Origin of the sequence: Desulfosporosinus sp. OT, assembly GCF_000224515.1 — a bacterium.
GTDB lineage: Bacteria > Bacillota > Desulfitobacteriia > Desulfitobacteriales > Desulfitobacteriaceae > Desulfosporosinus.
In genome coordinates, this window is sequence record NZ_AGAF01000043.1 from 1 (window position 1) to 24453 (window position 24453).

Below are 24453 nucleotides of genomic sequence, written 5' to 3' on the forward strand. Positions count from 1 at the left end.
AAACCCGTTGACGTAATTGTCAGATTACCTGAGGAATCTGTGTTTAACGCGGCATTATTACTACCGAAAATCTTAACCTTTGCCTGATCAGGATTGTCCTGAAAAATCTTAAAGTTTGCCATTCTTTTTTTGCCTCCCTTCTTCCGTTATCCAAAATTACCCAGATTACATACTACATGTTATTCTCTAACCCGACTGAAAGTTTCAATTTAATATGCATATATTATTGAAACGAAAAAGAGATGAGAGGCAAAACAAGTTATGGCTGAAAAAATCAGTTTGTGCATGATTGTAAAAAACGAAGGGCAAAACCTAAGCCGGTGCTTAAATAGCGTATCTAGTATAGTTAATGAAATTATTGTCGTCGATACCGGTTCAACTGACTCAACGTATAAAATTGCTCACCAGTATGGTGCTATCATTCATCATTTCCTCTGGAACGATAATTTCAGTGATGCCCGGAACGCCTCCTTGGAACTCGCTCATGGTGATTGGATATTATTCTTAGACGCTGATGAAGAGTTGTCGCCTGATAGTCGGGAGAGTTTGATCCGCTTAACTGAAAATATAGATATTGAAGGATATTTTGTAAAGATTCTAAATCGCCTTGGAAAAGAAGGTTGGATTGAAATTGTTCCCGATTTGGTCTTTAGGCTCTTCCGCAACAAAAAGGAATATCGCTTCCGTGGTGCGATTCACGAACAAATTGCCGATGTGATCTTGGAAAAGAACTCCCAGGCCCGTTATCAGGTCGCAGAAGAGCTAATAATCATTCATCATGGTTATTTAGATAAAGTAATTGAGGAGAAAGACAAGAAATACCGTAACCTAAAGTTAATTGAAAAAGAACTGGGGCTTCATCCTAATAATCGATTACTTCAATATCATTATGGCGTAGAGCTTTTTCGAGCCGAACGATATGTGGAAGCAGCCGCCGTCCTCATCCAGTCTGCGACAGATATCGATCCAAATACAATCTACCTCCCAAAGCTCTTACGCTATATTGTGATAGCTCAGCAGTATTCATCCCAACTCCATGAAGCTCTCAAATCCGCTGACCTAGGCCTCAAGCTCTTCCCTTACTATGCAGATCTTTACTATTATACTGGTCTCATCCTATTCGACCTTAAACATTATGCTCAAGCGCGGAATGCCTTTCTCCAGGCCCTATCCATGCCTGAACAACCCCCACACTACGCCTCTTTTGGTGGAATCAGGGGCTTTAGATCATACTATTATCTTGCTCAAATCGCGGAGTCCTTTTTGGATGAAGAAGAAGCACTCAAGTACTACCTCTATAGCCTGCGCGATAACGCACACTTTACCCACTCTTTAGAAAGTATTGTCAGGATTTTAAAGCCTACCAAGGAACCCTCCTATACGATGGAATGCCTGGAAAAGGTTTGTGATTTCTGCACGCCCGAGGCCAATCGCCTTATGGGAGATATATATTATCGAAATGGGGCCTATGGTTTGGCCTTACACTATTTCGACCAAGCAGAAGTCGGCTTTCCAGTTTCAACCGATATCAAACTGCGAAAAGGGATCTGCCTCATTCAGGAAAGGCGATTCTTTGAAGCATTAAGACTCCTTGAAGAGTTCATCCCTGGAAACTCTGAATACCCTATCGCCACAGTAAATAGGCTGTTTTACTTCTGGCTTCAGGACAAATCCCCGAAAGTACGCGCCCTTTGGAATGAGCTTCATTCTCTCGGATTAGCTCAGGATACTGAAAATGTAATCTCCCTATTTCTAACCTATTCAGAGGAAATTGCACCTCACCCTCAAATTTTTTTAGGTTCAGAAGGAATGTTACTTTTGCTTGATATTGTCCAACGCTTGGTCGCCATGCAGGAAATCAAGCGAGCTATGTATTTCTTACATGCGCTGCAAGCGGAATGCTTGACCGATTACAACCTGAAGATTGCCCAAATATTTATAGATTATGATGAGGAAAGCAGCGCAATTCCATTTTTGCAAGCAGTTATTGAAAGAAATCAATCGTCTGAAGCTTATTTCCAACTTGCAGAAATCTATTCCCACCTTGGACGGCTTACTGATGCAGAGCAATATTATAAACATGACCTCCAATTAGATCCGGATAGGCCTCGCTCCTATATTCGTCTTATCAACCTTTATACCGCTTGGCGACAAAACATTCTGAAGGAAGCCTTAGCAAAATACCCGGAAAACAATATTTTTCAGAAGTTGGCAAGGGAGGTTTCATCCAAACATGAAGGAACGGATTAGCCTCACTATGATCGTAAGAAATGAGTCCGCTCATTTAGCCAATTGCCTGGAAAGCGTTAAAGATAAAGTTGATGAAATAATCATTATTGATACAGGGTCTACTGATGATACTTTAAATATCGCTCAGCGTTATACCTCAAATGTTTTTACCTATCCATGGCACAACAATTTTAGTGACGCCCGAAACTTTGCCATTGAACACGCTTCAGGTGATTGGATCTTGGCATTGGATGCCGACGAGGAAGTTCAGTGCCAAGCTTCGTTTAGCTTTCACTCCTTAATAGCTAAAGAAAACGACAAAGAAGCTTTCTTACTTCCTCTTCTTAATCCGATTTTAGATTCAACGGAAGAATATAATTCATTTTATGTGCTCAGATTGTTCAGAAATAACGGGAACTATAAATATTTCGGTAAGATTCATGAACAGGTCACGATCCAAGACCAACAAAAAGTCGGGCTTGCCGTGGAGCCCATTTTAAAGCATAAATTATTACCCTTAAAGCTACGACATCAAAAAAGAAACCGCAACCTTCACCTGCTCAAAAAAGCTCTACAAGACGACCCTCATAACCCCTTCCTACATTATTATTTTGGTGTGGAGTGGCTCATGCTTGGTAAGGCTGGTTATGCTCTGCCTTACTTGCAAAAAGCCTATTCCAGACTAAGCGATGATCAGCTGCTTTTTCGTGCACCTACTCTAAAGTATCTCCTCGTATGCTTAAGAGCTTTAGGTCGTCTTGATGAAGCGCTCTCCCTTTGTCTCGAAACAAGCCTGCACTACCCCAACTTTACCGATATCTTTTATCTGGGTGGACTTCTCCTCGAAGAAAAGGAAGAATACCATGTTGCTTTAAAGTGGTTTAACCACGCTATTAATTGCGGTAAACCACCCGCTTTATTCAGCCATCTAACAGGGTCCGAAAGTTTCTTAGCTTACTATCACCTAGGCTTTTGTTATGAAAAGGTCGGGGAAACCTTTGAAGCTAGAGAAGCTTATGAAACCGCTCTTGAACTTAACCCAAGATTTCCTTACCCCCTATATAATCTCTTTTTGATCTTGCTTAGTGAGGAAGGAGCCGCTTACTGTTATCAATATCTAGAAGATCGCGACTACTTCGATGACGCCCTTTTCTGCCTTACCACTGCAGATTTATTTTTCCTTGCGGATCATGTGGCACAAGCCTATCTCTGTTTGGAAAACCATAAAGATTGTTTCCAAGGTGATGAACGGTTCCTCTTTTTCTATGGCAAATATTGTATCTATTCCGGAAGAGCAAACACTGGATTTGAGTCTTTAAACCAAATTCCAACGAAGAGCTCTTGTTACCCATCTGCGCAAGCACTATCGATTGTTGCGCTTATTCTACTAGGTGATTTTCCTAAAGCTAAATCCTCGGCAATCATGCTTTGGAAAAATCAACCGACCCGGTGTGAAGCACACATTTTCCTTTGCTTGATCAGGCTGATGCAAAAGCAAACCATTCCGCCATGTCCACTTAGAGTACGGGGTAAAGAAACCTTAGCCACTAATACCGAAATGCTTCTTGACTGTAAGCGCTATCGATCTCATATAATGTCTTACGATCCGCTAGTTGAGGCCTGGAACCAAGCCCTAGAGACTCTTATTAAATCTTCAGAAAAAGGTTTTGAACTGTTGTTTAATGATTATAACCAACGGGTACAGGGTCTCAATGACCGCCTTATTGCTAAGTTTGGGAACAGCTGGATGGATAAACTATGAAGACCAAAGAGACTGTAAGCCTATGCATGATCGTTAAAGATGAAGAAGACTGCCTTCTAGCCGCAATCCAAAGCGTCCAAGATTTAACAGATGAGGTTATTATTATTGATACGGGGAGTATCGACAGCACTCCCCAATTGGCTCTAGCAGCGGGAGCAAAACTATTTAAATTAGATTGGACGGCAGATTTCTCGTTGGCTAGGAACTTCGCCCTAAAACAAGCCTCCTCTGATTGGATCTTATTCCTAGACGCAGATGAAGTTCTTGAACCAATTGTCCCTGAAATCTTCAACAAACTCTTAAACAATGTCCATATTGAAGGGTATTTTCTGCGCATTAAAAATATTCTTGGCCCAACCTTGGGTGAATCCTACGATGAAGTTGTGCGTTTATTTCGAAATAGGCCAATTTACCAATTTGAGGGCGCAATCCATGAACAGATAGCCCCTTCTATTCTGAGAGCAAATAACGGCAGTAGTTTAGCTTCTGCCCTTCTCACTCTTAATCACTTTGGTTACCTAAGCAATCGTTTACAATCTAAAGAAAAATTTTCTCGAAATTGTAATATCCTTTTCGAGGAACTAGATAAGAATCCAAGCAATCCGTTTCTCCACTACTGCCTTGGGCTCGAATACTACCAACGGGACTTTATAACCGAAGGACTACAACACCTTACAAAAGCTATAACTCGCATGTCAGGTAACGAGGGTTATTTTGAAGATATTCTCCACAATATAGCGTTTGGCTATCTCCGTCTTGAGGAAACAATCAAATTAATTGACTTTTTAAGTCAAGCTATGGTTATGTACCCAGACCAATCGGATTTCCTTTTTCTTAGAGGAAACGCTTACCTTTCACAAGCGAATTACCATGAAGCAGCTGAGGATTTCAACCATCTCCTAGAGATTTTAGGGACTAGAACGAGTAAGTCTAATTCGGATAATGCAAAGAATATTTCCTATACCTTTTTAACACTCGCCCTTAAGGAAATCCAATTCTGTAGTTTAGCGCTAAAGAGACAAGCGCTAGAGCCTATGCATTCCAAAGCCAAGAACAAAATTAATGGTGCTTTGAAAGAAGCCTTCTTATTCTTTATCCAGCGAAAATAGTTTTCCATGAAGGGAGTCGAGAAGACATGAAGCATAAAGTTCTCATAGCTAGTCCAGTTAAACAAAAGGAAAAAATTCTATCTGAATTTTTAGATTCACTTTCCCACTTAAAGGCTAGCCAAGTTGAGCTTGATTTTACCTTTATTGATGACCATAATGACCACACTCTGCTTTCCCGCTTTGCCTTGGAACGACAGAATGTTCGAGTTTTCCCTGGTGCAACCGAGGGAGATTACCATTGTGACGAGTCAACCCATTATTGGCATGAAGATTTAATTTGGAAGGTTGCTCGCTATAAAGATTACTTTATTAAAATAGCCCTCGACGAAGGGTACGATTACCTATTTCTCGTCGACTCCGATCTCTACCTAGATCCCAATACCCTACCCCATTTGCTTTCTCTAAATAAGGATATTGTATCCGAAGTTTATTGGACACGTTGGAATCCCAAACTGATCCCTCTTCCTCAGGTCTGGATAAGGGATCAGTACACATTGTATGTGTCGAGCAGAGGGGAAGCTCTTAGTGAAGAGGAAATGAACAAACGGACCAAAGAATTTATTAAAATGCTTTCCCATCCAGGAACCTATAAAGTCGGCGGTTTAGGTGCCTGTACACTCATTAGTCGCACTGCCCTAGAACGAGGAGTATCATTTCAAGAAATATACAATTTAGGATTTACCGGTGAAGACCGTCATTTCTGTGTTCGGGCTGCAGCCTTAGGACTAGAGCTTTATGCAGACACGCATTACCCACCTTTTCATATTTATCGAGAGTCAGAACTTGAAAAACTGCAAGAGTATAAAGAAAACCTGGCTTGCGTCCACGAAGACACTGTCTTCGCACGTATTAGCCCTTCTTGCAGACACTGTCTTCGCACGGATTATTCATTCTGTCAGCTGCAGGCGCTGGCGGAAGACTCTGGTTGCTCTTTATACTCTGGCCATGGATGGTCAAGTGTCCCAGCAGATATGAATGGCGAGAAGGGATCTACCCCAAATTTAGGTAAAATTACTCTTGCAATGCTAGTCCGCAATGAATCTGGCCGCCACATAGAAATGGTACTAAAACAGGCTACCGAGTACATTGACCATGCCGTTATCTTAGACGATGCCAGTCAGGATAATACCACTCTGCTATGCCAAGAGATACTTCAACGAATTCCTTTAACTCTCCATTCGAATAAGGAACCTCTGTTTCATAACGAAATACTTCTACGAAAGCAACTTTGGGAAATGGCCATTAGTACGCAGCCAGAATGGATAATCATTTTAGACGCAGATGAAATGTTCGAACAAAACGCTCCGAAACAGCTGCGAGAGCTTTTAGCACAATCTTCAAATATCGATTACTATTCTTTTCGTCTCTTTGACATGTGGACAGAAACCCACTACCGAGATGATCTGCTTTGGCAAGCCCACAAATGGTATCGGCCTTTTATAGTTCGCTATATTCCCAAATTTCGTGCCGAATGGCAAGAAACCCCCCAACATTGCGGGAGATTTCCCAAAAACGTTATTGACCTACGCGGAGGAACAAGCCCTCTTCGCCTAAAACACCTGGGCTGGCTCAGACCCCATGACCGCTTGGATAAATATTACAGATATAAAAAGCTTGATCCCCATGGAACCTACGGCAATTTGGAACAATACCGATCAATCCTCGATCCCAACCCCACCCTAGTTCCATGGAAAAATAACTGAATATCACTTGTTCGCACCGCCATGCAAACGAGAACCCTCAATCGACCAGGCGACTGCACATGAAATGTGCTGCCTTGCCCAGACCCTGTTGCAAAAAAAGCATGCAAGAAGAACCGTCCTTAGTCCCCTCCGTTCCCTAGCCCAGGATGCAGTATAACACGAGCGCGACGTCTTTACGTAAGCAGAATCAGCAAACTTCCGTTAAAGCGAACAACCCCAATCGGGTAGGAGGCCTCATTATTGGTGTGTGATGTTGTACTCAGCAATCCGGCAGTACTTATCCTTACAGGAAAAGGTAATAAGGTACGCAGGGTTCCACTGATGAAAAACACTTTTACTTTATTGGAGCATTATATCCTGGAGAATTCCCTGGATAAACTCTGGAAAAGTGATTATCCTCTCTTTATTAATAAACAGCGTAACAAGCTCACAAAGGAAGGCGTGGCTTACATTATTTCTCAGTATGTTAGTTTAGCAAGAAGAATATCTACTATTGTGCCGGAGAAAGTGATGCCCCATATGTTTTGCCATTCGAAAAGCATGCACCTGCTATAGACTGATGTTAGCCTTATTTATATCCGAGACTTTCTCGGGCATGAGGATATTAAAACCACCGAGATTTATGCAAAATGTGATTCTGAGTTGAAACGCAAGGCTATTGAGAACGCCTATCCAGATTTAGTAGATAGTTATCTTCCTGATTGGAATAAAGATGCTGCATTACTTGACTGGCTTTCGAATCTTAAGTAGTCCAGATATTATGCAAAGTAAATTATGATGAATCACTTGAACCACGGTAGCTTTAGCGATTTACTTTGCATAATCGTCTAGTTAATCGCCATGCGTGGCGCACGACATGGGGTAGCGCACAAGGACGTGCGCTGCCGCCAATGCGCCAAGGATGGCGCTTTTGGCGGGAACCCCGCTCACCAAAGAAAGTAGCTTGAACGGGTAGTTTGCTCTGCTTCGTAAGACTGAGCGCTGTGTCATACAAGTCCCCCTTCTTAGTGTTTCTTCACCTTACTAAACGACTGGAAAAAATCATGCGCGAAGTTAGCTCCCTTTCCTATCACCAATCCAGTTGTAGCTATACCAATGATAGGGGTTGAGATCTTAACATTTAGCAGATCAAAAGCATTAATGTTGGTCTGAAAAGCAAGAAGTATTCCACATGCCAAACTCAATATTTCCAAAGTAAGGGGCCTAAATTTATCTGGGAACATGGGAATAGAGTAAACAATGTCTTTAAAAATCTCAACTAATTTTTCTACCACAACGGCTAATAAGAACACTAAAGCAAGCCCGTCCAAAACAATCTCCCCTCTATAGCTCCAACTTCCTCCTTTGTATATTCCATTATATTCCACACGGCTAATAGGGTTCTTTCAAAAGAACCCTTTCTCTAACCTTGAGATAACTAAGCAACCCAAATACCGTCCCTTGTCCCGTCTGTTCTCTGTCGTACAAGTCCCTAACACTGAGCCTGAAACCAAACTTGAAGAGGATTGGGGGATTGAGAACGACAAACTATACAGACATAACGTAGGAAACAACACGGGACTATAACTGCAAGCGCTCCTGGCAATATCTCACGTTCTGTATCATCTGGCACCCAGATTGCTCCATCTGGGCTGATATGTAATTGTACTGACACTCTTTCTGTCCCAATATTATGAACTGCAAAAGAATATACACTTACCTCAGAAACATCCTTAGGTTCGGATGCAGCAATGTCCTTAGAGGCAATAACCACTTCTGAGCTATGGATATACTTTTTTCTTGACATAATAATTTCTACTAAACCATCACTAGTAGAAGTAATAGGATTTCCATTACTCCCGTAAATTTTTACCCCATCATGAGTAGGCGTCAAATCCCGTAGTTCGGTCTTTGCCGATGTTCTTACATCAACCGGTATAGGAATAGGGCTAACCACCCTTACAGAGACAGGACTTTGAACCTTTCCTATGGAATCGACGTGACGGACGTATATTTGTCCTTTTTCATCAAGTTTTAGTGCTTGCTTGGGGTAGAGCCTCCATCCCTGAATTTCATGAACTACAATTATTCCCTCTCCTAGAATCCCAACCTCAATTCGAAGTCCAGTCACTCCTGCAGGCGTGGAAACAACTCGGGTATATGCTTCCGGTTCTGAACCTGGTCGCACAGTAAATAAATTTTGGCTCACCGCTCCAAGATATACTCGAATATAGCAAGGGACCCCCATCGGTTCTGCCTGAAGAACAACTAATATTTCCCATCGCTGCCCTTCTCCTGCAGGTATGATGACATCATTTCCTAGCGTGATCCCTGCTCCCGATCCAGAAGGATGAACAATCTTGATCGACCTTGGACCGTCTGGATTGCTACACCACTCCCACTTTGTTTCCTTATTTCCTCCCACTCTAACCCATCCATCTGGAAAATCCGAATTATATTCTTGACCTAATAGGAAATGACTATTATAGACCTGGTTTGTTTCAGTCACTTCCATCCACCTCGTATCAAAGTGTTCATAAATGCCTTTTCTCTAATCAATTAAGTTTCCTAAAGAAGGTGTAACACGTAATATGTATTTAACTTAAAGTGAAACGCGTCTACATAGCTTCCCAATGAGATTTTTAATATATTATGTTTAAAAAACTAATTTTGCGCCTGAACCCAAATTCTTAGTGTTGTTACATCATCCGCCCAATAAGATATCCTAGTATAGCGCAGAAAAACTCCAGGAGAGACAATAACTAACTTTTCGGAACCGACTTCTCTTTGCTCACCCTCTAACGCCCAATGAACGCCATCCGGACTTAGCTCTGCTTGTACATAAGCCGGCAGAGCTCCAAAATTATAAACTGCAAAAGAAAAGCGCGGCAATGCCGAAACATCGCGGGTTGTTGTCACTGACATTGTCTGCTTCGCAGTCACATCTTCAAGGCTTTCATGAAATCCATGGCCAAAGATTTCGACTTGAGCGCGACCACAACTTGATGTGGCTAAAGGAGCTTGACTACTTCCGCAAATTTGAACCCTGTCACGAGTCGGATTTAGGTTTCGTATATCAGCATCAATCTTTGCTTGAACAGTTACCGGAATCTTCAAGGGAATTGGCATAGCAAGCTGAATCGGCTTAATTATTTCTCCAATAGTTTGAATATGACTAATCGGCTGGATCTCTTTTTTTACTTTCTTCACTCGCCTCTTAATACGGTTAGGAGAAAGGGGATAGGCGATTAATTTATATATATATAAATGTCCCGCCCCTAATACTCCTGCTTCCAAACGCAGGCGCACAACATCTGAACCAGCACTAATATTTTGTTTCAAATGCTCCAGCTCTACCCCCAGCTTAAAACAAAATTCCCAAGGCATAGCTGCATCTCCGTTTGATCTAATGGGGTATATCCGTAAATAGGACTGCAATTCAGGCATACCACTTCTTAGGATTATTAATATCTGCCAATCCGATTTATTTTCTACGTTAAGAGAAGCCTCTAGTGTTTGAACAATACCTGCTCTAATAGCTGTAGAATTATTAATGTCCACAACGGGCGTTTCCAAAGGTTCATGCCTAAACCTCCAGCTCGTTTCATGATTTCCACCAATTTGAAGCCATCCCTCTGGAAAACTCGGGTGGGCTTTACTTTCTATGAGAAAATCTCCGTTTTGTACGCCATTGAACTTCTCTTTAAGAGCTCTTTCCATCTTTATAGACCTCCACCATCGAGTTATTAACAGTGCGCTGTCAACTTATCCTATCTATTAAACTCTAAAAATAGCACTCTTATGAATACAACTATGCAAATAATTCATTCCATTTCAAGGCTTTTTTTTAATTAAATTAATGTATAAAAACTAGTTATTTGTAATTTTCTTTTGATTTCGACACATACTTCCTATTACTCTCATATTATCCCAAAAACTGGGCATTGAATCTCGTCACAATTCGTGCTAAATTTGTCTTGTACAAGTTATCTAAAGAAACTAAAGACATTAGCGCAAAAACTTAAACCTCCCGACGGGGAGGTTTCTCTTTTTATCAGAAAGTTTAAGGGAAGGAATTAACTAGATGCTAATTCCTTCCCTTTGATACGTGGGCGTCATAACCACATTCCTTTTAGAATAACGGCGATTATTAATTTTTCATTGGAATTAACTTTACACTACCTTGAACTGCCAAACGATCGTCTTTAATGAGCAGTACCCCAGTAACCCCTGTGATCTTTGATGCAAATTCAAGAGTTCTTTCCAAATCGTCAACTGTCAGAATAAGGTTCCCACAGGCCGTTGCTACTGCATCCGCTAAGGCCACTGAAGGAGAGAGCACTACAACAGCATCGGCTTTGCCGAAGCTCAAGGAATGCCCCACTTTACCGGATGAAGTGCAAATCCCCAATGGGGTTTGGTCGGGTCGAATCTCAATTGCAACACGATTAGTGAGTGGTGAATCTCCTGCAAAGATCCCAACCTTACGAATACGACTAGTACGCATATATATATCTCCGCCGTTTTCCACAATCACATCACGTGAACGTTTCCCAATCGCTCTCCCAACCCACTCTGCCACCGCTCCAGCAACGGAGGCCATTGGCCCCACCCCGGCAAGACGGCCCGCTTCGGCCATAGTCTGAACTATCAAAGGGGCATCTGACAGAACCGGGTATGGAGTTAAGGCCTTCACAAAACCAGGGTCTCTCTGGACATAATCTTCAAGTGGCCCGCGACAAGCTCGAATCGTCTCTTCAACCCACTCTACCAGTTGAGTTGAAAACCGTTCTTTACGAACCCCAATATCCAAATCGGTTTCCTCAACAACCAATTGAAAATGCACCAGATCCTCCTGGCGGTGATGCTGCCGATAACTGCGTTCCGTGAAATTCAATTACAAACGAACCTCCATGGCCCGCATGGGGCAAACTTTTGTGCAAAGTAAGCAGACAATGCATTGATCTCCATCAAAGTGAACTTCCATAGACGGGCGTTCCATATATAAAGCACCCGTGGGACAAATACCTGTACACGCTCCACACATTACGCACTTTTCTTCATTACGCACAATTCCTTGGTTTAAGTCCTGCACCGAAATCCCCAAACTGCGTAAATAATTTAGTCCTTCCTCATTTCGCTCTCCGCTTACTTCCAAGACCATCGTACCTTCTTTTTGAGGGTTGACGTCAGCTTTTACAATATTAACCACCAAATCGTAGTCTTTAACCAAACGATAAACAATCGGTTTAACCGAGCTATCTGTCCCAAAACGCAAAACTATTCTCTTCGGTGACATTAAATCAATCCTCCTTTAAACTGTGGGCGATTACGCCATCAGCGGGTGAGGGTAGTGTCTTGACAGGTTCTGTCAGCTCAAATTCACCTTTTTGAATCCACTCTTTCAGGGTGGAAGCAATCTCACGAGCCCGAGGCATACTTGACAAAGGTGCTGTGAGAACTTCCTTGCCATTAACCTTGATCTTGCCACTCTTTAGGTCTGCATAACTGACATACCCTAGATTACCCGGTGTAAACGAGGGATACGCTTCCCCATAGTCGACAACGGGAGCAAATAATTCTTCATCCTTCAAAGCTGCGTACCGGGCGATTTCTTCATTAAGAATTGGGATGGGCACGCCAATCCCTACACTTAGCGTTGCACCATAACCAAGAAAGCTGGTTCCGACAAGCCACCTTGGACTCATTTGCTTCAAATCCCCAGTGACAGCAAGAGTCCCTCCTGCCCCGCTAAGTTCTTGACCCTCGATATTCATCATCGAAGGGAAATGTTGTGTACCGTTCCAAGCGACATAACCAATGCCACCGCCGAGAAAGATCTTCGTTCCCACTCCAATCGTTTTAAAATGAGGATCCTTTAGAAGCGGGCTCAGTTGTCCTGACGTAGAATAGTTGGCATTCCCTAAATGAGGTTTGATCATCCCCATATACGTATAAATAACACGATCGGTTAAGTTTACAGCACAATTATAATTCTGATAGGCATTCCTAGGATTATAAAGGATAGCCTCATTGATCTCATCCAATGTAATCGTGGTTTCCAAATTGCGCCGTGGGTAACAGTCAGTACCATATCCCAAAGCTTTTAATTTAACTGGTTTGCGTGCTACGAGATCTTGAATAACATGGCCCCCACCGTACCTGAATTCTCCCGGATAGTTACTATTCAATGGATCATCTTCCTGTAATTCAGCTGCTCCAATAAAGGCGTCTACTGCTGCTATGCCCGTATAGGCAGCTACGCCATTTAACCATACTTTCTGCATTTTCATCCGTGGTTTTGTGTGACCAAAACTTAAAAAGGCACCTGAGGAACACATTGGGGCAAAGGTTCCAGTTGTTACCACGTCGACTTCTTGAGCTGCTTTGGAGAGACCTTTTTCCTCCACCAGCGCAATGAGTTCCTCCGCAGTCATAACGACTGCTTTTCCCGCTTTAATCTTAGCATTGATCTCTGCGTAGGTCTTTTGAACACTCATGAATTTCTCCACCTCCCAATTTGTACTCTCTTCTAAAGGTACATAAGAAACTTTCTTCAGATGGAGTTTCCAACTCCAGTCTGAAGTTTAATTGAACTTACCCAGGTGCTTACCGCCACTAAACTTTCAAATAATCAACTCAAAACTTCTACTGATGGTTAATATAGAAAAGGCCTCTTCCAAGATAGAAGAGGCCAAGATTACGCGAAAATCGACACTCCTCTTATCTGCCAGAAGAATTCTCTTCTGCAAGAATTAGCACCATGCTTGTGCAAGCCAAAACATAGCGTGCAAAGCGGGTTGCCGGGTTTCATTGGGCTAGTCCCTCCACCACTCCGGATAAGAGCATAAAGTATTCAATTCATTACGCTGAGTCTAACATCTGTCTTATATCATGTCAATATGAAATTTTAGTATATCAAAACAGCCAAGCTTGCTAAGGCGGCCGCCTTAGTCGCATTGATAGAACAAGGCCATGGATGGCCGGGTGTCCCTGTAGCCAAGACCCGAACAGTTAGAGCGCCGCCATGGTTATCCTTTCTGCCCTAGTATAAAAAAGTGTCAGGATAAGCCGTGATAACGTAATCTAAAGAAAACGACTTTCGTAGGAGGTTGAGTTTTGTATGATTAGACCAACCCAACTTGCACCAGACTTTGAAGCTGAGGCATACCACTTAGGTAATAAAGTGACAATCCGACTCACCGATTTCAAAAACCAATGGGTTCTCTTATTTTTCTACGCAGGCGATTTTACATTTGTTTGACCTACTGAATTGGCGGCCGTGGCTGCCCGTTATGAGACGTTTCAGAATCTTGGAGTCCAGGTTTTAGGGATTAGTACTGATAGTGTCTATTCCCATAAAATCTTTGCAGAAACATCACCCTCTGCTCGCACTGTGCAATATCCGCTACTATCTGACCGTACCCATGACATTTCTCATCAATATGGTGTTCTCAGAGAAGAATTAGGATTTCCATTCCGAGCAACCTTTGTTATTGGTGCAGATCGCAAAGTGAAATATGCCTGCCTCTATCCTCCGGAAGTTGGGCGCAACATCGCTGAAATTATCCGCATTATTCAGGGACTACTTTATGAAGAAGCATCAGGTTTAGGTGTGCCAGCTTACTGGCAACCAGGAATGCAGGGAATCTCAAAAGACTTCAAATTCACCGGAAAAATTTAATCTCCAAGCATGATTATCAATACTCAGGGTATCCTAAATGTATTCCAACTTGAAGGAGGAAGACGATGGATCAGCCCAAACCGAGTAAGCGACCATTTCCCAAACGCGAAGAGCTACCTAATAGCCATCAACCAGATCTGGACGGGCGAACGGATTATGGGCGAGATGAAGAAACAACGCATAAAGGGTGAGGCGTATATACCTAAACGTAGGGAAACCTCAGGAATTTTAGTATAGAAAAGGAGGTACTTTGATATGTCAAATAAAGGGGCAGACAAAACGCAAACAGGGAAACCAGACAGAGGGAAGAACTCTCCGTTCAAGAAAAAAACTCCTCAAAGCCGGGCATAAGCCCGGCTTTTTCTTAGAAAGGATTTCATCAAAGAAAGCTTTCTGATATAATATAAAGGAGTATACATAATTTTGAAAAGGATTTTTCTAATTCTTTTCAAATATTGTCAGTATTAACATTAAATCTTAGAAATTAAAGGCGGTATTCTATGAAAAAAATCGAGGCAATTATTAGGCCAGAAAAACTCAATGATGTTAAGGACGCTCTATCTGACATTGGTGTAAAAGGGATGACTGTGTCTAATGTTTTGGGCTTTGGAAATCAGAAAGGATACACTCAAATTTACCGTGGTCAAGAAATCGTGACAAAGCTTTTACCAAAGATCAAACTTGAAGTAGTTATTTCTAACGAAAAAGTTGATGAGGTCATTTCTGTCATTACTAATACCTCAAAAACCGGAAAATTTGGCGATGGTAAAATTTTTGTATTTGATGTAATGGATACGATTCGTATCAGAACAGGTGAACGCGGAGACGATGCTGTTTAAATAGAAATGCTCTCGCTAAGCTCAAAGTCCGGATAGGCGGTCTCCCTATGTTGAGTTAAATCTAATCCATTAACTTGCTCATCATCCGTTGCACGAAGTGGAGTAAATATAGCTATTGCCTTCAAAACTAAATATGTCATTATACCTGTAAATAAGTACGTTGCGACAACTGCAAGTAGTTGGATTAAAACAGGGTGGATTCCTCCTCCATTAATCAAACCATTTTTACCTTGTGGATTAAGACTTAGATCCGCGAAAATCCCTGTAGCTATCGTACCCCAGGTCCCTCCGATACCATGGATCCCAAAGACATCCAAAGCATCGTCATATCCCAGCTTGGCCTTAAGAACACTTACAGCTAAATAACACACTCCTCCGGCGATAAACCCGATAAGGAGCGAACTACCCGTTGAGACATATCCTGCTGCCGGTGTTATTGCTACCAACGCAGCAATAATGCCGCTAACAGCACCAAAAACTGTTATTTGGCGACGATGAAGCCATTCGAATAGAGACCACCCTATCATACCAGCAGCTCCAGCTATCTGAGTTGTCGCAAGAGCAAGCACTGCCACGCCATTTGCTCCCATCGCCCCTCCTGCGTTAAAGCCAAACCAGCCAAACCACAACAATCCGCCTCCAAAAAGTACGTTTGGCATATGATGTGGGATGTTCCACTCGTATCCAACTTTTAATCGTTTGCCTACCACAAACGCCGCAACCAAACCCGACACGCCAGAAGCCATTTCTACAACAGAACCACCGGCGAAATCCATAACACCAAGGTTACGTAGCCATCCACCGACTCCCCAAACCCAATGAGCCAGTGGTATATATACAAAGGTACTCCAAAAGATTATGAACAGAATAAATGCAGGAAAGCGCATTCTTTCAGCAGTTGCTCCGCTGATAACCGCCGGTGTTATAATCGCAAACATCAGTTGGAACAAGAAAAATAACAAATGTGGAATAGTCGGTGCATAATCCGGGTTAGGCGAAAGTCCAACACCTTTAAGTGCCGTCCAATCAAAGCTACCTATTAAATGACCGTGGTCTGGTCCAAAAGCTAAAGAGTATCCAAAGAGTACCCAAATTACCGTGACCACACCTATGGCAGCAAAACTTTGCATCATAATAGACAGAACATTTCTCTTTCTGACCATTCCTCCATAGAATAAGGCAAGTCCAGGCGTCATTAGAAAGACCAAGATAGTACATAAGAATACAAAAGAAACATCCCCTGGGTTTAAAACCGTCATAATATTCCCCCTTTTTTCATAAAAAAAACGAAACTCTAAAAAGCGTAGTTAAATAACTTAAAACGCTTTTCAGAGCTCCGTTGCTCTACTTGATTGCTACAAGTAATCTAATTATAGTTTCCCGAGACTAATATGTCTAGAGTTCTCAAGCATAATACAGTATACAAGTTGCAATTAGTAGATGCACGTGATTAAAATATTTTCTCTATAGTTTCCCTTTTTACTTTTCTTTAAAATATGCGCATTTCTCTTTACGGCACCCATGAGGGTGCCTTTCAATATCTGTGCAGCTTAGTTGTTGCTGGTTGTTTTCTAAAGCCACATTCAAAATCTCCTTAACAAGATAGGTTGCTTCTTGTAAAGACTGCCTCACAAAGTTTTTACAACAACACGGGCCAGTTTCACTTGCAATTACACTCACTATTTTAGCGACAACTCGCATCGTTTGAGCAGTTTCCTGATCCTTTGGGCAAGCTGCATTTAAGACAACACTGAAACAAGCCCCGATTGCTGGTGCTATGCCACACACTCCCGTCAAACCACAGTAACCGCCAATAGCTTGCCGTTTAGTTCTGTTTAATACTTCCACAACTTGATCGTCGGTCACCGTATAACTTCCTTCGTTTCTAATAGCTGAGATTAAGGCACCTGCAGCTACCCAAGCATTTTCACAGCCCAACATGGGTACTTTGTCCTTATACCCCATAAGGATTTCAGCAATTTCCAGGGGGTTTGCAGTCCGACTTTTCAATACATAGTCTCTAACGATCTCGAAACAACCTTTCCCGTGGCAATCATCGCAAACGTAATGTCCGTTTGAACAACAAATGTTGCCTGTCTCCATTTTGCCACAATCGTAGCATGCTAGCTCTTTGCCCTTACTAAAATAGTCCAACTGACTCCCACAGACTTGGCAATTTTCCGTATTAGTCTGTTCTACCTTTGCCTCGGAGTGCAACCCGGCACTCGATGAAGATTCTCAGCAACCGGATGTTGCCACTGGTTTATTGACAAAATCCAACACTACTTCTCCCTCCTTCTTTATTGTCTGATTTATATTAATGGAATCCGAACAGGTAGCACTACTAAGATTGGGAACCATGATCACTCACTAAATTAATTCTAACATGTTCGATCCTCTTTTTGTGATGTACCGTACCAAATGGTCAAAATTAAAAGCAGGCTATTTGCCTGCTTAAACTTAACTTAGATACTTTGCAACCGCTGCAGCCGTATCGTATTTATTGTATCCTGAGAGTAAAACTTCATTTGGATGGCTTGCTGTCGGTCCGCCAATAATGATTAATTTTTTAGCGTTCATGGCCTCCTTCGGTACTGAATGATCAGCAGGTCGTATGAAGATTGCACAATTATCGTTCTTAGCAGCTACATCTGTCCCTGCCCAATAATCCTCTTTAGTGTATAATAAAACTGCTACTTCTAACATATCTTTATCTCCTTCCTTATATTGGATCCCAAAGAAATCGCAAATTCCTTTAGTATGAGCGACCGCAAGCGCCTTACGGAAATCAGGATCCCTTAGCTTCACTGCATCCATTGCAGTGTCGATAAATCCATTTTCAGTGAGAATTGCGGGCATGCTTGTTTCCTTGAGCACCAAAACATTCTGTGTTTTTACTCCTCGATTCGCCCAATTTCCTATTTCAACAAGATAAGGCAAAACCTGGTTGGCTGCTTTTTCCGCTTGCCCACCTAAACCGATGACTAAAACTTCTTCCCCGGTTCCCATACCGGAGTTAACATGAATTGCCACAAACAAGTCAACCGTGTTCTTCTCAGCAATGTCCACACGAGCCATAAGTTCGCTATTAAGATCTCCTTCTAAGTGACCAGGAGCATAGTCACCATCACGAGTTAAGATTGTACTTATACCGTTGTTCTCAAGCATCGGTTTTAGTTTGAGACATACATCCAGCGTAATGTCTTTTTCTTGCAAACCGTTACCAACAGCACCTGGGTCATAACCACCATGCCCAGGATCGAGACAAACTTTCATGTTAATCCCCCTTCTTCTCTATATATTCAGAGTGATTGGACAGGGTTACCATTAACAGTTGTTGAAACGATTGGCGTTTTATAGAAAATAGAAAAAAGGCCCAACCATTTCTGGCGGGCCAAGAGGAAAGAGATTTGAGGATTGAGAGTATAAGAAATAATTCAGAAAGAGTATTGAACTTGAACTATGATACTGCAAGATTGATGCCAATAATCAAATGCGTTGATATTTTATCCACAACTCTACTTCTAACTCATTAGAAGCCGCTATACGTTCGTAAAGATTCCCTTTTTATTCGTTTTTTCGATTGTCATAGTTTAGTTTCATTTTAGTCTGATTTAGTATGATACACTTTACTCTGCAGATGTGTTCCATTTTAGACCACATTTCTTGCAATTTTTAGTATTATAGAATAGAAATAAGGCGCATCTATGCCTAAAAAATAAAATTATGTCGGAATATTCTCGCAGTACGAGGACAGACAAGCTGACTTATCATAAATTTATAAGAGGTTCTTTCGCTAATTTTCGTGCAGGAAATTCCTTTTTCTCGTAGAATCTTGTATAATTAGAGGTGATATTTTTTGAATGTGCAATATCTTATGATTCCCGTCTCAGATGAAAAACGTCTCCGTCTCACCTATGTTTGTAATAAACTAGGTATCACAATTGAACATTTTTTTGACACTGCGCTTCGCGAAGGAGAAATGGAGATACTTAGCAATGAGGCACTAAGACCAGGTGGTGCATTCTGGAACGAGGATGACCAAACAAAGGGCACTGAATAAAACTCTTCTTTAATTATAATCAATACGTAGTTACTCTTAGTGTATATTCCAAAGAAGAAAGAGCGAAGCCGCCTTTAACGTGGTTTCGCTCATTAATTCGCTTAGAAGTAGTAGCTTTAGTAGCTTTGCTAGCATTACAACACTTTAAACAACTTTACTTTCTGGTTATCGTTCTTGTCAAAGAAAGGAATGAAATATTATGTTAACTCCGTATGCAGTAATTGATATGGACTATCTAGAAAAAAATATTGGAACTATGGCAGACATAACCAGCAGATTGGAAATAAATTTAAGACCCCACTTTAAAACTCATAAATCACCCCTTATAGCTCAGAAGCAAATAGCTGCCGGAGCTATTGGAATTACCTGTGCAACACTAGGGGAAGCAGAAATAGCCGTAAATAATGGACTTAAGGATATTTTGATCTCTAGAGAGATCGTTGGCACTGGTAAATTATCGCTCTTAGCTGGCCTAGCCCGTCATGCTGACTTGAAAGTAGTAGTTGACGATCCCTATCAGGTCACCCAGCTTAGTGCTGCTTTAGCAGAATCGCCTGTCAAGCTGGGAGTTTTGATTGAGATTAATATTGGTCAGAACCGATGTGGAATAGATCCAGGTAATTTAACGGCCATAATTGACTTGATAAAGTTGATAAATCAACACCCCAAGCTCACTTTCTTAGGTTTTCAAGGTTATGAAGGCCACTTGGTACTCCACCCCAACGAAGATGAACGGACCACTCAAGTCGAGGAAGCCAATGCTAACCTAATGAACGTCGTCAAAGCAGTCGCAGAAGCAGGCTATCCAGCCAAAATCGTGACCGGCGGTGGAACCGGAACAACCCTGATCACTGGGAAAATTGAAGGAATGACTGAAATTCAGCCCGGAACTTATGCCACAATGGACGCTACTTATAGTAAAATTATGGGCCTTTTTTTTGCACCTGCTCTAAAAATTGTAACAACTATAATCAGTAAACCATCGGCTGAGCGACTAATCGTTGACGCTGGAAGCAAAGCAATCAGTACCGATTATGGCCCACCGGAAATCATCGGACATTCCGACTGGGTTTATCAATGCATCGGAGATGAATACGGAATTTTACGCCATGTGAACGGCCAACCCATAGCCGGAAACATCGGGGATGAAATCAGTCTCTATCCTGCTCACGGCTGCACAACTATTAATCTTTATGATAAAATTCACGGTTTTCGTAACGGCATTCTGGAAATAGTAATGCCAATCGGACGGGGCAAATCATTCTAATTTTCTTGAGTCAGAAAGGAGTCTATTAAATACGACTCCTTTCTAATGATGGTTATAAAGAAAACTTGGCTGGCGCCCGAAGACACTGTCTTCGCACGAATTACCCTTCTCGCAGCTTTGCGCAGGCGGCCGCCTTAGTTGCACTTATGCTTCCAGACGAAGACACTGTCTTCGCACGAATTAGCATTCTTGCAGTATACAAACGAAGTTTATACTTTCTGACTAGTACAAAAAAGCCTCACACTTTGTGTGAGGCAAAAATCTCAAAGAATTCGTATTTTACAACACCACTTTGGTTAGGCTGAATGATGTCTACCGCTGCCAGCATGAAAAGCCTCATCTTGCTTATTAGTTCTTCTAGAAATAAAAACACCTACCAAAATAACAGTCACCGCAAAAGCCAGCGGAATTATCCACGATGTCCAGTTAAAGGCACTTAAAAACGGTTCAATCTTTTTATCTGAAATGGCCATTTCTCCTGCAGTCCAACCCAAAATCCCTGCACCAATTATAATAGTTATTGGCCACCTTTTCATCAAAAGGCTGATTAATTTGCTTCCCCAGATAACAATTGGTATACTCATTACTAAGCCTACAATTATCAAAATCATATTTCCATTAGCTACTCCGGCAATTGCTACAACATTGTCCAGACTCATCACTAAATCGGCGACTATGATCGTTTGGACAGCACCCCATAGACTGTCCTTTGCTTCAATTTCCCCATTACTTTCTTCATCAGCTATCAATTTTACAGCGATCCAGAAAAGAAGCAATCCTCCGATTAACTTCAGAAATGGTATTTGCAGTAAATATACAGCAATAAACGTTAAAATAATCCTCAAAACAACTGCTCCACCACTTCCCAATAAAATAGCCATTTTTTGATGTTTGGGAGGTAGTTCTCGACTGGCTAGAGCAATGACGAGCGCGTTATCACCACTTAATAGAATATTTACGGCAAAAATACTTAATAGTGTTACTAATAAAACCATCATAATCCTCCCTCTCTTCACGTTTGCAAAACGCTTTGGATATCTGCAACTTCAGTTACATTTCTCTAAATCGACAAGAAATCTAAGAAGTACTGCCGGATTGCGATGGATGATTAGCCTTGGCAAATGTATCTTCATTATATGAGCTCGTCCAACTTGGATATGCCTTTCAATATACATCACAAGTCGGACGAGTTGAATAGTTGATCTTGTACACCATAAATTGAGAAATGATCATGAATTGTATGCAACGTTAGTAAATGAAAACTACATTATCAATATAGCCACGATAGTAGTTGCCGCTAATCCTAACATAACAGGGAAGAAATTTTTTCTAGCAAGTTCAATAGGATTAACTCCTGCAATTGCTGCAACGGGGATTAAGCCCCAAGGAATAATTGTACCGCCACCAGTCCACACTCCTGCGATTTGCCCTAAGGCAGCCAAAGTTGCCTTATCAACGGCTATTGCTTTACTAAAAGTCGCTGCAACACTACCCACCAAAGGTAATGGCGAGAATCCAGAGCCATCGAGACCGACCACCATACCAGTAATTAAATTTACAATAGCAACAAAGACCTTATTCAATGGAACAGCTTGAGAAAGAGCAATACCGAAGTCTTCTAAATACCCTGTTGCCGTATCTAAACTGAGAATAGATTTGGCTAAATCACCTTTACCAAGGAAGAAGAATCCTGCGATAATAATTACTGGTGCAAAAATCTTGATACCAAATATAAATCCATCTCTGATATAGTCAGTAGTTTTCTCTAGTCCTTCCCAACCGTACTTTAGCATGGTGCCTACTGCTAAAATTAAAACTGCTGTAGCTCCCAAAAGAGCGGTTGCATCTCCACCTCTAAGCTGCAAAACCCACATTGCGATAATATCAGCTAAGAAGGCTAATGGAGTAACTGTAGCTAAGAAATACGATACCCAATCAAGATCTCTCGTTACTTCTTTAGATAAAAAAGCATCACGCTCAAGCCTCAATGCTTCCGGGTTCTTTTTCATATCCTTCTTTATCATGATAAATGCAGTAATTGTGGTAACAAGACCCATGGTAATAATTAATGGTACACTAGCAGACATGATCGGACCAGGGTCAGTGAAACCAGCTGCTTTCGCAGTAATTGTCGGAGCTCCTTGAATAATATAGTCTGTTGACAAGCCTATCCCATGACCAAATAAGTTCATAGCCACTGCCGCACCCATAACCGGAAGTCCCGCTCTAACTGCTACAGGAAGCATTACCGCTCCAATTAAAGCCGTAGCAGGAGATGGCCAGAAAAACCATGATGCAAACAACATCGAAAAACCTAACACCCAAAAGGCAATATCCGCATTTACCATTAGTTTGGCTGCAGGTCTCATAACTAAGTAATCGGATCCTGTGTCACTCAATAATTTTGATAAAGCTACAATTAAGGAAATTACTACAATAATTCCCCAAAATTCATTACCTGCAACAATTAAAGCATTATAGACGGTCGTAACTGCACCTACAATAGTATGTTTGACTGCAAATCCGACAGTCAGTAATCCAAGTATACAAGGAATTAGAGGATCTTTCCGAAGGGCCATGACAACGATTACGACCAATACCCAAAAAAGGAATAACCAATGAACTGATGTTAACGTTACTGGCATGTATACTCTCCTCCTTAACATTCTTATCACACAAATAGTTTTTACTTCGAGAAGACAATTTATTCGAACTTTGCTTTCCAGATTATACTTCATAAATAAATTGAAACTTCAATAAGCACAACTTCCGAATCAGGTTTTTGAAAAAATTGTTGTTGCAAGTATAGATTCGCTTATTTATTGCCATTTTATTAGTGAGATTAATGCTAAGGAGGTATAACTATGAAATTGGTAGAGTTAAAACAGCAAGTAGATGATCTTGTCAACAAGAATTTAGGTAACTTGGAAGTTGTAGATGAAAATAGAATAGCTTTTGAGCAAGTCATCATCGATCATGACCAAGGAGAAGACGTAGCATTAATAAGCCATGGGCTTAATCCAGTTTAAGGAAAAACTCGCTAAGCTCGATGATTCGTAGTCTGGAGTGACCGAATCATTTTAATGGGTTACACAAACGCCTAAGACCAAGTGTTTTAGGCGTTTTAATTTTATTGTAATACACCATCTCCATTTTCTAGTTAATTTAAAATTAACAACAGTCTTGGCAACCAAAGGGTTCACTAAAAAACCTGTTTATAAGATTCTACCACAATCTCCTCCTTTCATTTTTAGTTATTTTAACTCGATCATTTTTTTATGATAACTAAAAATAAAATAAATTCAGTTATCATAATACAGATTACTACTCATCACAGATGAGCAGTAATTAGCTAAAGTATATGCACTTTTATTATATTGCACAATCGCTGATTTTCCGGTGAATTTGGTTATAACAGTCTTTGGGCAGTGTTAAGCTCGCTTATTCGATAAATTTCTTATTTTATCTTTATTTATCCCTTTTTATCATTTCATACCGACTTTATTCTGACAATGCTTAGTTATCTTTTTGAATATGGCGTCAATGGGTTTAGTAGATTGTAAATACACAATAAATAGACTAGGGGCGTAAATTTTCTTACGCCCCATTTTGAACTTAGCAACTTTGCTTTTTCAATGCCTCTAATCAACAACAGTAACAACTTCAGATGCACGTTCTGAACCGCGCTGGGTCATTTCAGTATCAGTGATGGTATTATTTTGGACACCGTTTGTTACGGCTCCCACAGTAGGTTTTTTGGTCACATTTGTTGTCTCAAACTTATTGTATCCCATTGCATTACCCTCCTTCAAAATCCT

Annotated in this window: 23 protein-coding genes and 1 riboswitch; of the genes, 11 read left to right on the top strand and 12 right to left on the bottom strand. The window is 41.3% G+C overall.

What is annotated here, in order from left to right:
* Positions 1-261 precede the first annotated feature (261 nt).
* The 5 genes from DOT_RS03500 to DOT_RS31580 all read left to right on the top strand — a co-directional run bounded on the left by DOT_RS03500 (position 262) and on the right by DOT_RS31580 (position 7358).
* Positions 262-2250, top strand: a complete 1989-nt coding sequence (locus tag DOT_RS03500; RefSeq protein ID WP_009614256.1) for a TPR domain-containing glycosyltransferase — start codon at positions 262-264, stop codon at positions 2248-2250.
* Complete coding sequence (locus DOT_RS03505; RefSeq protein ID WP_009614257.1) at positions 2234-3991, top strand: glycosyltransferase family 2 protein; 1758 nt, start codon at positions 2234-2236, stop codon at positions 3989-3991. Before DOT_RS03500 ends, DOT_RS03505 begins: the two co-directional genes overlap by 17 nt.
* Positions 3988-5100, top strand: a complete 1113-nt coding sequence (locus tag DOT_RS03510) for a glycosyltransferase family 2 protein (RefSeq protein WP_009614258.1) — start codon at positions 3988-3990, stop codon at positions 5098-5100. Before DOT_RS03505 ends, DOT_RS03510 begins: the two co-directional genes overlap by 4 nt.
* Positions 5101-5126: 26 nt before the next feature.
* Entirely contained in the window at positions 5127-6803 is a 1677-nt protein-coding gene (locus DOT_RS03515; RefSeq protein WP_009614259.1) for a glycosyl transferase, read from the top strand.
* A 243-nt stretch (positions 6804-7046) separates the two neighbouring features.
* Complete coding sequence (locus DOT_RS31580) at positions 7047-7358, top strand: tyrosine-type recombinase/integrase (RefSeq protein ID WP_242833763.1); 312 nt, start codon at positions 7047-7049, stop codon at positions 7356-7358.
* A gap of 449 nt (positions 7359-7807) precedes the next feature.
* Here the strand turns inward: DOT_RS31580 and DOT_RS03525 are convergent, their stop codons facing one another.
* The 6 genes from DOT_RS03525 to DOT_RS03550 form a co-directional block, all read right to left on the bottom strand.
* Positions 7808-8113, bottom strand: coding sequence for a hypothetical protein (locus DOT_RS03525; protein ID WP_009614261.1), 306 nt, complete (start codon positions 8111-8113; stop codon positions 7808-7810).
* 161 nt (positions 8114-8274) lie between these two features.
* Positions 8275-9291, bottom strand: coding sequence for a DUF6385 domain-containing protein (locus DOT_RS03530; protein ID WP_009614263.1), 1017 nt, complete (start codon positions 9289-9291; stop codon positions 8275-8277).
* A gap of 155 nt (positions 9292-9446) precedes the next feature.
* Positions 9447-10502, bottom strand: a complete 1056-nt coding sequence (locus tag DOT_RS03535) for a DUF6385 domain-containing protein (protein ID WP_009614266.1) — start codon at positions 10500-10502, stop codon at positions 9447-9449.
* 430 nt (positions 10503-10932) lie between these two features.
* Positions 10933-11679, bottom strand: coding sequence for a UPF0280 family protein (locus DOT_RS03540; protein WP_040411143.1), 747 nt, complete (start codon positions 11677-11679; stop codon positions 10933-10935).
* Positions 11680-12081: an NIL domain-containing protein gene (locus DOT_RS03545; RefSeq protein ID WP_009614270.1), complete on the bottom strand. Its 402-nt coding sequence runs from the start codon at positions 12079-12081 to the stop codon at positions 11680-11682. It abuts the gene before it with no gap.
* A 4-nt stretch (positions 12082-12085) separates the two neighbouring features.
* Positions 12086-13282, bottom strand: a complete 1197-nt coding sequence (locus DOT_RS03550) for a homocysteine biosynthesis protein (protein WP_009614272.1) — start codon at positions 13280-13282, stop codon at positions 12086-12088.
* 220 nt (positions 13283-13502) lie between these two features.
* Positions 13503-13628: riboswitch (SAM riboswitch) on the bottom strand.
* Between the two features lie 277 nt (positions 13629-13905).
* Between DOT_RS03550 and DOT_RS03560 the strand changes: the two genes are divergently transcribed.
* The 3 genes from DOT_RS03560 to DOT_RS03565 all read left to right on the top strand — a co-directional run bounded on the left by DOT_RS03560 (position 13906) and on the right by DOT_RS03565 (position 15305).
* The gene (locus DOT_RS03560) at positions 13906-14466 is read left to right on the top strand and encodes a peroxiredoxin (RefSeq protein ID WP_139024115.1); all 561 of its coding nucleotides are present in this window, start codon (positions 13906-13908) and stop codon (positions 14464-14466) included.
* A 65-nt stretch (positions 14467-14531) separates the two neighbouring features.
* Positions 14532-14657 carry a hypothetical protein gene (locus tag DOT_RS32220; RefSeq protein ID WP_009614278.1) on the top strand — a complete coding sequence of 42 codons (126 nt, stop codon included), beginning with the start codon at positions 14532-14534 and terminating at the stop codon, positions 14655-14657.
* 309 nt (positions 14658-14966) lie between these two features.
* Positions 14967-15305, top strand: a complete 339-nt coding sequence (locus tag DOT_RS03565; RefSeq protein ID WP_009614282.1) for a P-II family nitrogen regulator — start codon at positions 14967-14969, stop codon at positions 15303-15305.
* Here the strand turns inward: DOT_RS03565 and DOT_RS03570 are convergent.
* The 3 genes from DOT_RS03570 to DOT_RS03580 form a co-directional block, all read right to left on the bottom strand.
* Complete coding sequence (locus DOT_RS03570) at positions 15302-16564, bottom strand: ammonium transporter (protein WP_009614284.1); 1263 nt, start codon at positions 16562-16564, stop codon at positions 15302-15304. The genes DOT_RS03565 and DOT_RS03570 overlap by 4 nt on opposite strands.
* 220 nt (positions 16565-16784) lie before the next feature.
* Complete coding sequence (locus DOT_RS03575; protein ID WP_242833761.1) at positions 16785-17315, bottom strand: DUF5714 domain-containing protein; 531 nt, start codon at positions 17313-17315, stop codon at positions 16785-16787.
* 450 nt (positions 17316-17765) lie between these two features.
* On the bottom strand, positions 17766-18581 hold the full coding sequence (locus DOT_RS03580) for an N-acetylmuramoyl-L-alanine amidase (RefSeq protein WP_009614296.1): 816 nt from the start codon (positions 18579-18581) through the stop codon (positions 17766-17768).
* 601 nt (positions 18582-19182) lie between these two features.
* Here DOT_RS03580 and DOT_RS03585 point away from each other — a divergent pair.
* Positions 19183-19368 carry a hypothetical protein gene (locus tag DOT_RS03585; protein WP_040411152.1) on the top strand — a complete coding sequence of 62 codons (186 nt, stop codon included), beginning with the start codon at positions 19183-19185 and terminating at the stop codon, positions 19366-19368.
* Positions 19369-19567: 199 nt separating this feature from the next.
* Positions 19568-20635: an alanine racemase gene (locus DOT_RS03590; RefSeq protein ID WP_009614299.1), complete on the top strand. Its 1068-nt coding sequence runs from the start codon at positions 19568-19570 to the stop codon at positions 20633-20635.
* A 296-nt stretch (positions 20636-20931) separates the two neighbouring features.
* Here the strand turns inward: DOT_RS03590 and DOT_RS03595 are convergent, their stop codons facing one another.
* Positions 20932-21633 carry a TerC family protein gene (locus tag DOT_RS03595; RefSeq protein WP_050809819.1) on the bottom strand — a complete coding sequence of 234 codons (702 nt, stop codon included), beginning with the start codon at positions 21631-21633 and terminating at the stop codon, positions 20932-20934.
* Positions 21634-21897: 264 nt separating this feature from the next.
* Positions 21898-23280, bottom strand: coding sequence for a hypothetical protein (locus DOT_RS03600; RefSeq protein ID WP_009614304.1), 1383 nt, complete (start codon positions 23278-23280; stop codon positions 21898-21900).
* Between the two features lie 219 nt (positions 23281-23499).
* Between DOT_RS03600 and DOT_RS30190 the strand changes: the two genes are divergently transcribed.
* Positions 23500-23664, top strand: coding sequence for a hypothetical protein (locus DOT_RS30190; protein WP_009614306.1), 165 nt, complete (start codon positions 23500-23502; stop codon positions 23662-23664).
* Positions 23665-24276: 612 nt separating this feature from the next.
* Here DOT_RS30190 and DOT_RS30195 read toward each other — a convergent pair.
* A complete protein-coding gene (locus tag DOT_RS30195) occupies positions 24277-24429 on the bottom strand; it encodes a hypothetical protein (protein WP_009614310.1) in 153 nt (50 codons plus the stop codon).
* Between the last annotated feature and the right edge of the window lie 24 nt (positions 24430-24453).

Coding starts and splice junctions, on each gene's coding strand:
- DOT_RS03500 (WP_009614256.1), top strand. CDS start 262: ATGGCTGAAAAAATCAGTTTGTGCATGATTGTAAAAAACGAAGGGCAA.
- DOT_RS03505 (WP_009614257.1), top strand. CDS start 2,234: ATGAAGGAACGGATTAGCCTCACTATGATCGTAAGAAATGAGTCCGCT.
- DOT_RS03510 (WP_009614258.1), top strand. CDS start 3,988: ATGAAGACCAAAGAGACTGTAAGCCTATGCATGATCGTTAAAGATGAA.
- DOT_RS03515 (WP_009614259.1), top strand. CDS start 5,127: ATGAAGCATAAAGTTCTCATAGCTAGTCCAGTTAAACAAAAGGAAAAA.
- DOT_RS03535 (WP_009614266.1), bottom strand. CDS start 10,502: ATGGAAAGAGCTCTTAAAGAGAAGTTCAATGGCGTACAAAACGGAGAT.
- DOT_RS03545 (WP_009614270.1), bottom strand. CDS start 12,081: ATGTCACCGAAGAGAATAGTTTTGCGTTTTGGGACAGATAGCTCGGTT.
- DOT_RS03550 (WP_009614272.1), bottom strand. CDS start 13,282: ATGAGTGTTCAAAAGACCTACGCAGAGATCAATGCTAAGATTAAAGCG.
- DOT_RS32220 (WP_009614278.1), top strand. CDS start 14,532: ATGGATCAGCCCAAACCGAGTAAGCGACCATTTCCCAAACGCGAAGAG.
- DOT_RS03565 (WP_009614282.1), top strand. CDS start 14,967: ATGAAAAAAATCGAGGCAATTATTAGGCCAGAAAAACTCAATGATGTT.
- DOT_RS03570 (WP_009614284.1), bottom strand. CDS start 16,564: ATGACGGTTTTAAACCCAGGGGATGTTTCTTTTGTATTCTTATGTACT.
- DOT_RS03580 (WP_009614296.1), bottom strand. CDS start 18,581: ATGAAAGTTTGTCTCGATCCTGGGCATGGTGGTTATGACCCAGGTGCT.
- DOT_RS03585 (WP_040411152.1), top strand. CDS start 19,183: ATGATTCCCGTCTCAGATGAAAAACGTCTCCGTCTCACCTATGTTTGT.
- DOT_RS03590 (WP_009614299.1), top strand. CDS start 19,568: ATGTTAACTCCGTATGCAGTAATTGATATGGACTATCTAGAAAAAAAT.
- DOT_RS03595 (WP_050809819.1), bottom strand. CDS start 21,633: ATGATGGTTTTATTAGTAACACTATTAAGTATTTTTGCCGTAAATATT.
- DOT_RS03600 (WP_009614304.1), bottom strand. CDS start 23,280: ATGCCAGTAACGTTAACATCAGTTCATTGGTTATTCCTTTTTTGGGTA.
- DOT_RS30190 (WP_009614306.1), top strand. CDS start 23,500: ATGAAATTGGTAGAGTTAAAACAGCAAGTAGATGATCTTGTCAACAAG.
- DOT_RS30195 (WP_009614310.1), bottom strand. CDS start 24,429: ATGGGATACAATAAGTTTGAGACAACAAATGTGACCAAAAAACCTACT.